A 15,009-nucleotide genomic window follows, 5' to 3' on the forward strand; every position below is an offset into this window, starting at 1 on the left:
TAAGCTTTAAATGTTGAAATTCATTTACTCATTTAGCCAAAATAATACATTTATACAATTATATGGAAGTTAAAGGTGTTGAATCAAAACATAATAGTTTGTTATTTTAATAATATGTATGCGAGTATCAAAGTACAGAATTCATCCGGTAGTGTTGTGTACAATAAAGAAATAGTGAGAAATAGACAGCAAACGGCTGAAAGCCAAACTGTGCCAGTCAAAATGGGAGATTATATTGAGTTTACCCATATAGAAGGGGAAGCAGTAAATGAAAAGATTCGGGCTACACTTACTAACCTTGAGAATAATAAACAAGAATATATAGGCAAAAAAAGAATCTATCAAGTTACTTCAACGGGATTAAACAAAATAGATTAACATGAAAGATATTCAAATTTTTAGTTAGATGCTTAATAGTCGTTCATTATGAACGGCTATTTGGCTTTTATTTAAAATAAAGTGAAATTAATTTTAAAAATATGTTTGAGGACCGAGTGATGTTTAGGTGCTATAGATTTGAGAAAAAAGAAACAGAATAATAAGGTATTTGTTGATAAAGACTCTCTTGCATTACAATATTTTACATATTTGGTATGATGTATATGAGTGTTATATATTAAGGGAGGAATGGGAATGAAGAGGTTCATAACTCATGCAAATGGTAATAAGATCTTTAAAAAGTTGGTTTTAATGGTGTTGCCAATGGTTCTAATAATAATGATGATAACCCCATCGAATGATGCATTGGCAGCCAACCAATCAAATGCAAGTTCACTAAAAGGTGTGAATCTATTTAATGGAAGCTGGACTGTTGCTATACAAGCTGCAAATTTACAATATGTGTCTGCTGAGCCATCGGGAAATGTAGTAGCAAATCGTAGTGTAGTTAATGAATGGGAGAAATTTGAATTAATTCCGACTGGGGAATTATATACGTTTGCTTTAAAAGCGAAAAGTAATGGAAAGTACGTTTCGTTTGAGCCAAATGGTAGAGTAGTAGCAGATCGTACATCAATTGGGGCGTGGGAAAAATTTATTTTATATAATGGTGGAGACAATAGGATATATGTATTACAAGCGTTAAGTAATGGTAGATTTATATCAGCAAATGGTGGTAGAGAATTAACAGCTAATAGTTATGTAGCTGGAAGCTGGGAAAGATTTGTTATTGTGTACTTCTAAATTTGGAAGTGTTATATTTCTAAATGATAATGACATGTTTAGTTAATAATAATGCATAATAAATAAAGGATTAAGTACTTAAGACAAGTGTATATTTAGGTACAAAAAGGACTACAAGTAATTGTCAGTCCTTTTTGTATGTTAAATAAGTAACTGCTGTAGATGTAATAAGAAGAAAAAGAACCCTATAGGGTTCTTTTTCAAGGCATATTAACTGTAAGGAGAATCATGAAATGCTACTTCAAATCTTTATTAGGGGAAAGATTTTGAAAAAGCTTAACATACATCTATTTTTACATAAATGTAAGATATAGTAAATTGATAATGTTTATACTTACTATTATTAATATTCAATTAAAATAGTTAACACTACGCTTATAGTGTTAACCGGTGTTTAGTGAAGTATACATTGAGATATCTAGTATTAGATTACAATTTTCAAAAAAGCTAATAGATTTATCATTTCAAATTTTAACTAAGATTTAAACGATTTTAATTGAAATTGGGTGTGTATTAACTCTTATAAGCCAATGAAAGTAAATAAAATCAACAAAGACCCTGTAAAAAATACAGGGCCGGATACAGGGTTAAGGGAACACATAGTTTCTTAAAAACATAATAGCATATATGTTTTGTATAGCTATATGAGGATTTTGACAAAATTAAGAACAAGACAGAAAATCTTTGAGAAAGCAAATATAGTAGTGGAAATATGATTTGGAAGTGAACTAATAACATGTTGATATTGATGAAAATTCTTAAGCATACTAATCAAAATGTCTTTAAATAAGAGGTTTAGGTTTGTGAGATCATTGAATCTTCCTGAAAAAGAAAAATGTTTTTAGATTATAAGAAGAAAAGACACCTTTCGGGTGTCTTTTCTTTTGGTATACAGCTCACATATTGTTGAATTAGATACAAAACCATAATTCGACTATGAAATAAACAACATAAGAAATTTTAACATAATCTGGACTGAACAGAATATGTAATAGTACATTTTTAGTTTTCATTTGGTTTATTGGATAGAGAACAGCAATATAAATAAAAAAGGGCATGCAGTCGTATCTGCCGCCCTTTTTTAGGAGGAATTTAAGACACCAATAGGACACGTAATGGTAAAAAGGCTCAAAAATAGTATATGTAAAAAGAAAATGTCCTATACCAAAAGTGGACTGAGCTTTATCTTTTTTACTTATTCAAAATCAAATTCCGTCCTTTTCAAAATCAGTAAAGCAAACGTATGGTTTGGAATGAAATTAGAAAAAGTATACATGAAAATGGCAGACAACAATTTTGTTGCCTGCCAGTGCCAATGGACTGAATGAGTTAGTCAATTACTATAAATTGCAACCCCATATCAGAAGAGTGAAGCCGCTAGTTCAAACGGCTTAAACCTAGTTTGCCTAATAAAGAGAAAATTATGAGAGGGAATTTTGTTTGCACTATATGAAAAGATAAATAGATATTCATCAGACAAGGATAATACAGCATACCTTGAATAGGGTGTAGGAACGAATTAAGGAAAAGAATGTTATGTTATTAGGGAAGGGATTGAATCAGGAGTGGAAATTTCGGACAGGATTTGGGGAGCCGTGGTTGCCTTTGGTATTGCGACTAATATCACTGCTTGTATAATGGCAGTATACATTCAAAAGTATGAGCTAATGATAAACTGCCTTATAAATATTTTATTTTTAATACTTATAGCTAAAACGTTTATTAAGATGAAAATTAACAAATGGATGGCATTAGGATTTACGTTGGTTGTAATAGAAAAAGGTATTAAGGCAGGTTATGACTTCTACACACATGATTATTATGGTGTCAGTTGGAGTTTAGCTATCATTGTTTATTGCATATACGAGATGGAAAATTATTATGTTGAAACAAATAATTAGCCCCAAAAATAAGTGTTAGTAGGTGGAATTCTTGTTAAAGTATACAATTTTTTTGAACAATGATATTACGGTCCTGTTTTTTACTTCAAGAGAATAAAAAAAGACGCCATAAGGCGCCCCCAATTGGGTAAATGAGGTTTTAGCTTTTTAATTTAAAGAAATTATGTATCAGCTCACAATGAAATTATATCATAATATGCAATCGAAGTAATATGCATTATTACATATCTGAATTTAACAAATGTAAGATGAGAGTAAATCAAAATATTATAAAAAAGACACTACAAGAGTGTCTTTTTGGGGAAAATACTCTATAATTAGCTTTGGGGAAGGTAATGTTAGAGTATTCGTTTAGCATTATCTTTATATTTGATAAACCATGAAATCAAAAGATTTTGTGGTTTATTTTTTGAACAATAGATATTACAGTATTGGCAGTGCGCTATTGATCATTATAAGAGGTAGGATTAAAAATCTAACATCGAATAACGGTTCCAGAATATAGCGTTACAAAATGATTTCCCATATCCAAAACGGTACTTGCCTGTATATAGCCCTTAAAACCTTCTGAAGAATAATAAATTTCTTTTGGTATACTTTCTTTAGATTGGAAATGTGTTTTAGAGTATTTTACATAATGGTTTTTAATAACTTTTGATTCTGGAACAATAGTGTTTTTTTGTTCCAATGTTTGCCTAGCACTAGAAGGTGGTATGAAACTTACAGTGTCTTGGTAATTATCTAAGGTGTCAGCCTGTACACTGTGTGACGACACAAAGACGCTTAAACTACTTCCCACAATTAATGTTGCAAATGCTAACTTTGAGAATTTTGTTAATCTAATCATTTTATAATCTCCTTTTCATTATTTTGCAAGGTACCTCCTTACACCTCACAGTCTATATCCACTACATAAGGGTGTACATACATATTGATAGACAAAATTCTACAAAATACTTCGTGTTTTTTGGTTTGTGAATAATAATTCAATGTTCAAGAATTTATCAGAAGTGAAAATGTAGGCCTTATATAAATGAAAATGAATAATTTATGCAGATCTTGTATATAAAATTATTGTTCAAATATTCTAAAATGAGTTGATAAAGATGATGTGGTATTATTAGACAATAATTGATTCGATAGGATGATTTTGAAAAGTGAATTCTCTTTTTGAGTTTTTATCATTTAAAATAACTAAAGAATCAAGTACAAGACCACAATTTAAATAAAAAAAGTGAGAAAAATGATACACATTTTTCTCACTTTCATCAATTAGGGTGGCATATACATAAATATGCGTTTAAGAGGATTTTTGGATGAAAAATCCACATGCATAGTATAACAGAATATTTAAGACTCTTCGCATGTAATATTGCATATGAAGAGTTGGTAGATATAATAGTTAGTCTATTTTTATTATTTAACGGATTTTCCGAAAGAGTTCTCCTGTCTTAAGAGAGTGCTGGGTGATAGATGAGAGAAGAATTTTGGTTTGGCGTAGCCAAAAAGAACAATACATATTTTGATATTTAAAGACCTTCCAAATGGAGGGTCTTTAAATACACTTATATTAATTTTGTTGTGGTGCACCACCATGATCGCCAACACTATATGAAGGAGCAGGATAATGTCCATGGGTAGCAAGCTGATCTGTTTTAGAAAACTGAGAAATTCCCACCGTTAGAACCCCAATAAAAGCAACACCTGATAATAATAGGCTGATTTTTTTCATTATTTGAACACTCCTTTTTCAATTGATTTTCTTCTTGCTTGGTAACAAATATGGAAATAGTCACTTACCTTTTGGTGGTTCTCTAATTGTCTACATTTTGTAGCAAATAATTCAGCGTATTCGACAACAAATTCCCATAATTCTTCTTCCTCAAAGTATAAGATTCCTTCTTGAATGATTTTTTCTAATTCTTCCAATGGAATATTTTCGTTTAATCTTTTTAAAATAGAGAAGTGGTGTGTGTATTCTTCGTTATGAATTCCTCTGCAGATTTGTAATCCCTTATCAATGAGTTTGTTAGCTGTCGATTGTTCTCCTATTTTATAATGTTCCTTAGCTTGTAGGAAGATAGCCTTGAAGTGTGTAGGGATTTTCTCTGTTACTTCTGAAAGGTGACGAATAGCTAACGTAGACATACTTTGATCAGAATACAGCCACCCCATAGTACTTTTTACGTATAACACAGAATCTTCTTCCTTATTCTTTTGTAGTAATTCAATTGCACAATGTAGATATTCTTCTGCTTGTTCGTACTGCTTTAAATAGATACAGCAACCACCTAGCAAACTATTACAAAAGGCTGTTTTTACTTCATAACCTTCATACTTCAAAAAGATTGCTTTCGATTTATTTGCGTATTCGATAGAAGCTAGCATGTTATAGGTATGGTGATAAAAAGTAGCAATTCTATAGTAGAATTCAGCGTGTTCAATTTCATCTGGAATGTCTACTAATATCTTTTCTGCCAGTTTATAATGTTCCTCTGCCTCAGTAAAACTTGATATAAAAGTGGAATGAATGGATTTAAAAAAGTGATAATAGAAGCGTAGAAAATGGTCTGTAGGCATATCATAATCACTAATAGCATCAAAACTATTTTGTTGAATACCGAGGCTATCTGTTAAGACTGTGTAACGAAATTCAAGTAGTGAGTAATAAAGTAACAAATTTTGATCCTGATGTTCTTGATTTGACTCAATGCTTAACTTATTAATTTTTTCATCAATTTTCTTTTTCAGATTAGTAGCTTTTATAACTTGTTGAGATAGCATAGATCGATACCAGTCGTTCAATAGAGAGGTTAATTCTTCATTTCTCTTTAATGAAACACTCATTATATACTCCCCCATCCTATAGAAATATCCTAATCCAATTTAATTGTAACTATCATAGCAAAATAGTAGGGAAAATGAAGTGATTTTACATTTTTTTCAATAATATTCAGAAAACAATCAATTGTTGTCGAATGTACTTATAATTTAAGTTATTTGTTTGGTAAATGTCATCAATTTAACATGATTAATGTTCATAATAATTAATCTTTTTTATATACAGTATACGATTAATTATTTTTTACTTTATTGTTAGAATGGATACCAAATTATAGGTGGTGATTAACATAATTTACAATTCAACCCTTTTAAGGATTTCATTTACAATTAAGGAAGGGAAAAAGATTGCAAACTAATATATTTTTCTTTGATTAGATTAGTTAACAAAATAATAAAACATATATTTTATATTTTGTATATAAAGAATAAAAGTTTTATGGTGTGAAGTATAAAAGGGAGATGCTTATAAATGAAAATACCTTGTTTTATCATGCGAGGAGGAACGTCAAAAGGCTTCTTTTTTTAGATAAAGATTTGCCTTCCAATCAATCTATTAGAGATGAGATTATTTTAAAAGCATTAGGGGCAGGGAATGCAAGAGGTGTTGATGGAATGGGTACATTAGATCCTTTATCAAATAAAATTGCGATTATTCGGGCGTCTACTACACCAGGGATAGATATCGATTATTTATTTTTGCAAGCAGATCTAAAGAGAATGATATTAGATGATAGCATAAACTGCGGAAATATAATTGCAGCTGTTGCACCGTATGCAGTAGAGAGTGGACTGATTAAAGTTGGATCAGGAGAAAGAACCATAATGATACGAAACCTAAATACAAATGTAATCGTTGAATCGACAATAGCAACTAAAAATGGAAATGTTGTATATGAAGGAGATATTAAGATAGATGGTGTTCCAGGGACGGGCGCTCCTATTGCTCTGAATTTTAAAAATTCAATAGGATCAGTTACGGAGAAATTATTTCCTACCGGAGAAAAACTGAATGTTATTAATGGAATTTATGTGTCTTGTATCGATGTATCTGTACCTTTAATTATCATTCGGGCCAATGAATTAGGTATTATAGGAGATGCCCCCCCGAGGTGTTAAATTCGAATAAATCATTTTTACGTAAGATTGAATTGATTAGAAAAGAAGTAGCTTATCTTGCAAATTTAGGGGACGTATCTAATAAAGTTATTCCTAAGATTGCAATCGTTTCAAAGCCAAGGAAATCAGGAACCATAACATCTAGATATTTTATTCCCCACCAATGTCATAGTACTCATGCAGTAACAGGATCGCTTGTATTATCAGCAGCTATAAATATTCGTGGTACAACTGCATATCATGTTGTACATAATAATTATCAAAACAGAATGCTAAAACCGAGCCAAATTATAATAGAGCACCCAGCTGGGAAAATTCAAACAGAATCTGTTGTTGAGGAATCAAATTGTGGATATGTAATTAAAAAGTCTAGTGTTACTCGGACAGCAAGATTACTTTTTAAAGGAGAATTAATATTGCCGTAATTTCTGAGGAATCTTCCTCTGGCATTAATAGAAATCTTACATTACTTTAAGACCGAGAAATATAATAAATCTGTTTCTCGGTCATTTTATTTACCAGGTGTTTGAGAAGACAACATTCTATAAACACAGAGTAAAAATGGGAATTCAATGAGGAGGCATAAATCGAATGGATAGCCTAAAAAAAGCGACCTTTTTTATGATTCTTTCAGGCATTAGTTTTTCACTATCAGGCTTCTTCGCAGAACATGCTATTGTCTCGGGTTATTTCTTTTCAACTCTTACAGCAAGGTTTTTAATTCCTTTTTTATTATTAATTCCTTTTATTATAACAAGAATGAAGAAAATCTCCTTTTGGATAAATAGTTATAAACAATTACCAAGAGCTTTTTCTATTACATTATCACAAGCATTATTTTTTCTATGCGCGGCTAAGACTTCACTTTTCATAGCAATGGTTTTATATAATACAGGACCAATTTTTATTTGCCTTATTACACTTTTTTCGAAAACAAAGCGTGCAACAGGGCTAGAAATAATAGCGGCATTTGTTGGCTTTTTAGGAGTCTTTCTAATACTAAAAACAGGTAGTATAGATTATGAATCCTTCTTTTATTTAGGAATAGGAGTATTTTCAGGAGTATCTTTAGCATTTTCACAATTCTTTTTACATAAAAGTACACAAACGGATGATAATTTATCAATTATGACCTATACGTATTTATATGGAACAATAATAGCAGGTATACTATCTGCATTATTTTCAAAGGAGAGTTATAGTGAAGTATTTACTACTACTCCAATCGTACTCTTATTTTTATTTCTAATGGCAATGGGAAGTCTAGGAAATCAATGGTTTAGAGGAAAGGCATATAAGTTAACAGCAAGAATATCAAATTTGTCTGCATTGTTATATCTAAACATTTTGTTCTCATTGATACTAGATATAATATTTAATAAAAGCATTCCATCATTTATTCAAATTACAGGTGCAATTTTTGTGATGGGTATCGCTGTTATTCCAGTTATACAACGCGGAAATAAAAAGAATACAGAACAAAGAAGAGCAGTCAGTTCATGACTAATAATATTTATCATTTTAGCCAAGAAGACTCCTTCCTCAAGGAGCGTGAAGGGTCACAGCCCAGTGAGTAGGTGGGAGCTGAATTGGCTTTGAACAAGGGATGGCAGGAAGCCATCTTAATTGTTCGACATACAGAAGGTGTTACTTTACTATCTATCGAATATATGTTTGGTGTATAATAGTTATATACAGAAATGGAGGTGAATGAAATGATGACCAATAAAGCCTATAAGTTTCGTATCTATCCAAATCAAGCACAAGCAATTCTAATCAACAAAACGATTGGTTGTTCTCGCTTTGTATTCAATCATTTTCTATCCCTATGGGATTACGCATACAAAGAGACAGGAAAAGGCTTGACATATGGTACATGCTCTGCCAAACTCCCTGCCATGAAGAAAGAGTTTGTTTGGCTAAAAGAAGTGGATAGTATTTGGTTATCTCAAATTGCTTACTTTACGCCACCTTCAAAAAAAGAACCAGTGTTTTCTGATGTGAAAAACCATCCGTATGCACCACATATTCAAAAGTTATATGAAATTGGTATTTTATATGAAAAAGAAGGGAAACAATTCCATCCAGACCGTGCAATTACTAGACAAGAAGCAGCATGGATTACCTGGCAGTATTTAAAAATGTTAGGAGCGCCATCTGCAGATGCAACATTAAAAGGAGAAACTGATGATTGGGTAATAGAATCCGTGAAAACCATTGTAGGTCATCGTTTAGTAGGGCCTGAGGTTATATATAATGAAGATGGATCAGCAGATTATCTATCAAAACAAAGTATGAAACGACAAGAGGCAGCTGCATTGTTATTTTACGTTTTGTTATCTAGTTAATTTGTTTTGAGGTAAATTTCACAAAAAGAAAAAATCCAAAAAGCTTGAAATAATACACAGAAAAAGAATAGTCTTCGACCAATGATTTATCGTAACAAACAGGGGTGGATGAGTTATAACCATAATCCAAATCCAAATCCTAAGTATAGCTGTTATTAGAAGGATTTCTTAAGTGTTTTGTAATGTAAGGAGCTCCTTTCAGGGGAGCTTTTTTCATTTTATTATTAATAATTTCATGTACCGTAATTATTAATAATAAAATGAAAATACATCAGGGATTTGAAATGCAGTTGAATCTAAAATACGAATACGCTTGAAAACAGAAGTGTATGGAGAAGAAATCGGCATAGATGCGACCAATTTTTTGCTTAGTAGTTCGGCTAGTAGGTGTTGTAAAAGTTGGACGGCCGCCTTATTAAACCGCTGATTCAGTCCCTCAGGACTGATGAGTACTGCTGTTGATGCTTCTAAACAGCTAGATAACTGAGTTAAAGAAGTCATAGCTACATTCTGGCTCACCCGTACACATAAAGCTACTAAATCTTTTGCTTGGTACTTACTGGTTCGTTGCACAAAACCAACATCTCTGGCAAGATTCCGTAAGGTATTTGGAGATAAAAAACTTTGAATCTCTTGAGCAAATAGTTGTAATTCGTCAGACACAGAAACAGACATATAACACGCCATCCTTTCCTATGATTTAAAGAAAGAATAGCGTGTTTTTTAATTTTATGGAGAACTAATTATTTCTTTTTTTATAATAAGAAAGGAAATTTATTATCATATTAATTAAACATATAAAGATAAATGAGTACTTAAAAATAGTACTTTTATAGTTTCCAAAAAGCAAAAATGGTATAGCTAAAAGTGATAGTATGCTAATAATTAAATGATACATATATTGAGACTGTTTCTTCATTAATCATTCCCACTCTTTATTTAATATAAAAATATATAGATTATATATTATCATAGAAGAAATTAAAGTAAATAGAAAATGCCTAATTGCATATCTAAATAGCAAGATACCACCACATATCTCATTAACTAAAAAAAATAAGCTGACCTTTCAAAGAAATTACCTGTAAAAAAAGAAAAATTTTATTTAGGGGGTATATCAAAAACTTAGCTTGATGGCGATGGGGTAGCACCACACATCCATCAACTTAAGGATTTAGACTATTTTTGAATTTAAAAGCACGTTATTATTTTCTTATGTTAATGAGAAAGGGTGACGTGCTTTTTATGAATATGCACCAAAAACAAGAGTTATCTTTATTTGCCGAAGAGCTATATCAATATATGTCTCCCGCTACACTTAATCAATTAGCTATAGAATCAGGCGGGATGAAACGAAAACGTAAGTGCCATGGGCACCATTTCTTATCTTTGTGTGTATGGTTAAATCAACAAATCGCTACTATCTCTCTTACTCAACTTTGTAGTCAATTAGAAACTTCAACAGGAATTTTATTAAGTCCAGAGGGACTTAATCGACGATTTAATTCGGCTTCTGTAACCTTCTTTCGCACTGTATTTACTACACTTCTACAAGCTAAAATTGGAGGAGTATCTAAGATTTCTCATTTTCTTTCTTCTTATTTTGAACGGATTCTCGTCCTTGATTCTACAACCTTCCAAGTTACAGATCGATTCACTACTTATCCTGGTGCCGGAGGATGTAGTCATACAGCTGGTGTGAAAATTCAATTAGAGTATGACTTGTTGAGTGAAAAATTTTCTGATGTGGAAATTGAACCAGGAAAATGAAGTGATCAGGCATATAGTGCGACTCGAACAGGCATGGCACAAAAGAATGAACTGTATATCAGTGACTTAGGATATTTTCGTCTACAAGACTTTAAGTCTATTCAAGATAAGCAAGGATATTATTTATCACGTCTTAAGTTACCAACTAAAATATATAGAAAAGAATTCGAAACAGTCGTATTTAAAACAAAACCCGCTTAATTGAGACCGGTATATATACAAATTCATTTGGAAGACTTCATGAAACAATTACAACCTGGCCAAGTGTATGAATTACATGATGTATATGTAGGGAGTAAAGACAAACTGCCTACTCGCATTGTGGTTTATAGATGTACCGAGGAACAAAAACATAAACGCCTACGTGATCGAGCTATTCGCGAAAAGAAAAAAGGAATTACATATACAGAGCGTACAAAACTTTTACAAGGTATTACGGTATACTTTATGGACAACTCATTAGTATTCTATCATGTTCTTCTACTATGTTTAAAATGCGAGAACTCCTGTTGCGTAAGAAACAGAAAGAGCTAAGTGAATATAAAGCGATGTACATAATTAAGGATTATTTTTTACTTTTTTACCAAGCATTACACAAAAACACCCAAGAATTATCAAAGGTTCTCCTTCGTCTGTTTAACTTCCTACAGCACAACGGACGAAAATCTCATCGATATGAGAAAAAGACAGTCTTTGATATTTTGGGTGTTGTATATGAGTATACAACTTCTACTCATCAGGTAGCATAGTAAAAAGATTAAATCCCGTCAGGGTTTATTTGATATACCCACTTTTATAAAATCTATAACAGATAATAAAAAACTATATGGAAAGACCACATTTTGTATAAAAATATACCTTAAGTTGATGGATGTGTGGCAATACCCCAGCATACAGTATAAATTTCAAATTCGTACATAATTATGTACGAAAATTAGAAATTTTCGTTTTATCTATTTTTTCCGAATAACATATATTGACAAAGCAACAGTGACGATATAGAATTGGTTTTGTTCACCGGTGAACATTAAGTGGGATTTTTGATTAGTATCATTTTTATTAATCTTATATAACATCAAGATATTCTATCTCTATTGTATGTAGTTTGATATATTATTAGTTATTTAAAATCAATAAAACGGTTTATATTGATAAAATTATTAAAAGGGATGATTGTATGACAAATGCTATAGCGGTAAGAAAGGTTCAAAAGTTTAGTTCTCACCCCTTATCTACTAATTGTGCTGAGATATTTAAACGTAGTAACCATGCATTAATAGGTATTAGTCCGTTTAATAGTAGATTTTCAGACGAATATATTAATAGACTGATTGAATGGGCATTACATACTTTTGATGATGTCAGTGTTTTATTAGCTGGAAAAGAAGCTGCAAATTTACTTGAGGCTTTAGGAACCCCAAAAGGTAAGGCGGAAAGAAAGGTTAGAAAAGAAGTATCACGAAATAGAAGATCAGCTGAAAAAGCACTAAAAGAGCATGGGGGTAATGTAAATGCTATCCATACTTTTTCTGATTTTAGTGATAATTATGCATATAACAGCATGAGAGCAGAAGCGGAACATACCTTTGTAAACGAAACTCATTTTCGAAATGCTTGTTTAGAAATGTCACACGCTGCCATTCTAGGTAGGGCAAGGGGTACCAATATAGATATTGATCAAATTTCAAATGACATGCTAAATATTGCAGTAGAATATGTCATTGCAGAACTTCCATTTTTCATTGGAGGAGCTGAAATTTTGGGAACTCAAGAAACTGTACTTATTTATCATAAACCATGGGAACTTGGTGAACAGATAGTTAGAAATGATTTTTCTATCAAGATGAAACCAAATCAAGGATATTTGATGGTTCAAGAAACGGAAGATTTATCTTAATAAATATTAAGTATCCAATACAAGGGGGAAGTAATATGTCAAATACAGTGCAAACGGTAAATATATTATCAGAAGAATTTCAAGAAAATCCATATAAGTATTTTTCATACCTACGTCAGAATGACCCAGTGCATTATGAACCTGAGATTGATAGTTATTTTATTAGCAGATATCAAGATGTTCGTAATATATTAAATGATACTGATACATTTACAACAAAATCATTAGCTGAACGTGCTGAACCAGTAATGCGTGGGCCAGTATTAGCACAAATGCGTGGAAAAGAGCATGTAGCTAAAAGAAAAATTGTTTTAAGAAGTTTTATGGGAGATGCTTTAAAAAAATTAATGCCCTTAATTAAAAAGAATGCAGAAGATTTACTATCTCCAAACCTTCCAAATGGAAAGATAGATTTAATTAATGATTTTGGCAGAACATTTGCTGTTTATGTAACAATGGATATGATTGGATTAGATAAGAAAGATCATAAGAAGATAGGTGAATGGCATAGCGGTGTAGCTGAATTTATTACCAGTATAAATCAACCACCGGAGGCAAGAAAACATTCTCTCTGGTGTAGTGAACAGTTAGCTAATTATTTAGAACCGATTATTAAAGAGCGGCGGTTAAACCCGCAGGAAGATTTAATTTCTAAATTATGCAGTGCTAAATATGAAGGCATAGCTATGACTGATACTGATATTCTAGCATTAATTTTAAATATACTATTAGCTGCAACAGAACCTGGTGATAAGACTCTTGCTTTATTAATCTATAATTTAATTAACCAACCGAAACAATTGCAAGATGTATTAAATGATCGTTCATTAGTACCCTTGGCTATTGCTGAAACTTTACGTTATAATCCACCAGTGCAATTGATTCCTCGTCAATTAGCAAAAGACACGGAAATAAGTGGTATCCAATTATCAAAAGGAACTACTGTATTCTGTATGATTGGAGCGGCGAATCGTGATCCTAATGCATTTGAAAGACCTGATGAATTCAACATTTATCGTCCAGATCTTGATATTAAAAAGGCATTTAGTGGTGCTGCAAGACATCTTGCATTTGGATCAGGTATTCATAATTGCGTAGGGGCAGCGTTTGCAAAATCAGAAATTGAAATAGTTGTAAATGTAGTCTTAGATAATATGAAAAACATTAAATTGGAAGAAGATTTTCAATATGTTGAAAAAGGACTTTATACACGTGGACCTATTTCTATGCCTATTCTTTTTGATAAGTTAGTTTAAAAATCATTGCTATTTTGATTGTTAATAAAATCCGATTTTTGCTAAGGGGCTAAAAGCCCCTTAGTTTTTCTATTTTTATGGAAAGGTTAAACATATATACTTTTTAAGCTGAAATAACAAAGCATTAAATACATTTTTTCCAAGCTTCTAAAAAATTAGTTACAACTTGTAACTCGGAATCATTAAATTGTTGGAATAACTCATTGTAACGTTCATGTGCAATTTTGTGTAACCTCTTATGAACAATAGCTAACTGAATTCCTTTATCAGTTAAAGTATAAAAGATTTCCTTTTTATTATCTGCATTTTGATGCGGTAATAAAATTTTATCATCTATAAGAACGCGAATAGCTTTAGAAATAGTTGCTTTAGAAATATTTAATTCCATAGATAATAGAGTGTTATTCATTTGTTGTTTATTCTCATGAATTACCGAAACTATATGTAGTTGCGTCAGAGTCCAATTTTTATTTATGTTCTCAGATTCACTAACTAATTCTTTTATCATTTCTTGAGATGCATATTTTTTCTTTTCTCTTGTTATGACAAAATCTTCAATAGCTTTTAAGGTTTGTTCATGGACAATATTTATCATTATAAATTCCCCCTATCTAGGATTATTGTTTACCGGTTAACTATATATAAAGTTTACCAGTAAACAATAATCCGGTCAAGAATTTTAAAAAGTGACTTGT

The 15,009-nt window shown here is 31.4% G+C and carries 13 protein-coding genes and 3 pseudogenes; 11 read left to right on the plus strand and 5 right to left on the minus strand.

Going from position 1 to position 15,009, the window contains the following annotated elements; genetic code table 11:
- The first annotated feature begins 48 nt into the window (after positions 1 to 48).
- The 3 genes from MNO09_RS00860 to MNO09_RS00870 all read left to right on the plus strand — a co-directional run bounded on the left by MNO09_RS00860 (position 49) and on the right by MNO09_RS00870 (position 3,083).
- Positions 49 to 378 (plus strand): putative mucin/carbohydrate-binding domain-containing protein, encoded by a 330-nt coding sequence (locus tag MNO09_RS00860; protein WP_277884433.1) that lies wholly within the window; start codon positions 49 to 51, stop codon positions 376 to 378.
- A gap of 255 nt (positions 379 to 633) precedes the next feature.
- Positions 634 to 1,182: a fascin domain-containing protein gene (locus MNO09_RS00865; RefSeq protein WP_241949988.1), complete on the plus strand. Its 549-nt coding sequence runs from the start codon at positions 634 to 636 to the stop codon at positions 1,180 to 1,182.
- Between the two features lie 1,565 nt (positions 1,183 to 2,747).
- Positions 2,748 to 3,083 (plus strand): hypothetical protein, encoded by a 336-nt coding sequence (locus MNO09_RS00870; protein ID WP_241949989.1) that lies wholly within the window; start codon positions 2,748 to 2,750, stop codon positions 3,081 to 3,083.
- A gap of 475 nt (positions 3,084 to 3,558) precedes the next feature.
- Here MNO09_RS00870 and MNO09_RS00875 read toward each other — a convergent pair whose 3' ends face one another.
- The 3 genes from MNO09_RS00875 to MNO09_RS00885 all read right to left on the minus strand — a co-directional run bounded on the left by MNO09_RS00875 (position 3,559) and on the right by MNO09_RS00885 (position 5,930).
- Positions 3,559 to 3,930 (minus strand): hypothetical protein, encoded by a 372-nt coding sequence (locus MNO09_RS00875; protein WP_241949990.1) that lies wholly within the window; start codon positions 3,928 to 3,930, stop codon positions 3,559 to 3,561.
- 723 nt (positions 3,931 to 4,653) lie between these two features.
- Positions 4,654 to 4,815: a hypothetical protein gene (locus MNO09_RS00880; RefSeq protein WP_081339476.1), complete on the minus strand. Its 162-nt coding sequence runs from the start codon at positions 4,813 to 4,815 to the stop codon at positions 4,654 to 4,656.
- On the minus strand, positions 4,815 to 5,930 hold the full coding sequence (locus MNO09_RS00885) for a response regulator aspartate phosphatase (RefSeq protein ID WP_098654343.1): 1,116 nt from the start codon (positions 5,928 to 5,930) through the stop codon (positions 4,815 to 4,817). The genes MNO09_RS00880 and MNO09_RS00885 overlap by 1 nt, the downstream gene beginning before the upstream one ends.
- A gap of 438 nt (positions 5,931 to 6,368) precedes the next feature.
- Here MNO09_RS00885 and MNO09_RS00890 point away from each other — a divergent pair, with 438 nt between their 5' ends.
- The 5 genes and pseudogenes from MNO09_RS00890 (at position 6,369) to MNO09_RS00910 (ending at position 9,391) form a co-directional block, all read left to right on the plus strand.
- Complete coding sequence (locus tag MNO09_RS00890) at positions 6,369 to 7,043, plus strand: PrpF domain-containing protein (protein WP_277884431.1); 675 nt, start codon at positions 6,369 to 6,371, stop codon at positions 7,041 to 7,043.
- Positions 7,037 to 7,468: a PrpF domain-containing protein gene (locus MNO09_RS00895; RefSeq protein ID WP_277884432.1), complete on the plus strand. Its 432-nt coding sequence runs from the start codon at positions 7,037 to 7,039 to the stop codon at positions 7,466 to 7,468. The genes MNO09_RS00890 and MNO09_RS00895 overlap by 7 nt, the downstream gene beginning before the upstream one ends.
- Before the next feature lie 166 nt (positions 7,469 to 7,634).
- The gene (locus MNO09_RS00900; RefSeq protein WP_241949991.1) at positions 7,635 to 8,546 is read left to right on the plus strand and encodes a DMT family transporter; all 912 of its coding nucleotides are present in this window, start codon (positions 7,635 to 7,637) and stop codon (positions 8,544 to 8,546) included.
- A 212-nt stretch (positions 8,547 to 8,758) separates the two neighbouring features.
- A pseudogene (locus MNO09_RS00905) lies at positions 8,759 to 8,983 on the plus strand (helix-turn-helix domain-containing protein); the annotation flags it as partial.
- A 60-nt stretch (positions 8,984 to 9,043) separates the two neighbouring features.
- Positions 9,044 to 9,391 (plus strand): S-layer homology domain-containing protein, encoded by a 348-nt coding sequence (locus tag MNO09_RS00910; protein WP_241950024.1) that lies wholly within the window; start codon positions 9,044 to 9,046, stop codon positions 9,389 to 9,391.
- Positions 9,392 to 9,643: 252 nt separating this feature from the next.
- Here MNO09_RS00910 and MNO09_RS00915 read toward each other — a convergent pair.
- Positions 9,644 to 10,066: pseudogene (locus MNO09_RS00915) on the minus strand (IS4 family transposase); the annotation flags it as partial.
- 570 nt (positions 10,067 to 10,636) lie between these two features.
- On the opposite strand from MNO09_RS00915, the pseudogene MNO09_RS00920 reads away from it, so the two are divergent.
- The 3 genes and pseudogenes from MNO09_RS00920 to cypX all read left to right on the plus strand — a co-directional run bounded on the left by MNO09_RS00920 (position 10,637) and on the right by cypX (position 14,314).
- Positions 10,637 to 11,910 (plus strand): annotated as a pseudogene (locus MNO09_RS00920) (IS4 family transposase).
- A gap of 428 nt (positions 11,911 to 12,338) precedes the next feature.
- The gene (locus MNO09_RS00925) at positions 12,339 to 13,058 is read left to right on the plus strand and encodes a tRNA-dependent cyclodipeptide synthase (RefSeq protein WP_070169559.1); all 720 of its coding nucleotides are present in this window, start codon (positions 12,339 to 12,341) and stop codon (positions 13,056 to 13,058) included.
- A 35-nt stretch (positions 13,059 to 13,093) separates the two neighbouring features.
- Entirely contained in the window at positions 13,094 to 14,314 is a 1,221-nt protein-coding gene (gene cypX / locus MNO09_RS00930; RefSeq protein ID WP_070169560.1) for a pulcherriminic acid synthase, read from the plus strand.
- A 124-nt stretch (positions 14,315 to 14,438) separates the two neighbouring features.
- Here cypX and MNO09_RS00935 read toward each other — a convergent pair whose 3' ends face one another.
- Positions 14,439 to 14,909: a MarR family transcriptional regulator gene (locus tag MNO09_RS00935; protein WP_070169561.1), complete on the minus strand. Its 471-nt coding sequence runs from the start codon at positions 14,907 to 14,909 to the stop codon at positions 14,439 to 14,441.
- Between the last annotated feature and the right edge of the window lie 100 nt (positions 14,910 to 15,009).

The sequence above is a fragment of the Bacillus sp. N5-665 genome (assembly GCF_022637375.2).
GTDB classification, from domain to species: Bacteria; Bacillota; Bacilli; order Bacillales; family Bacillaceae_G; genus Bacillus_A; species Bacillus_A wiedmannii.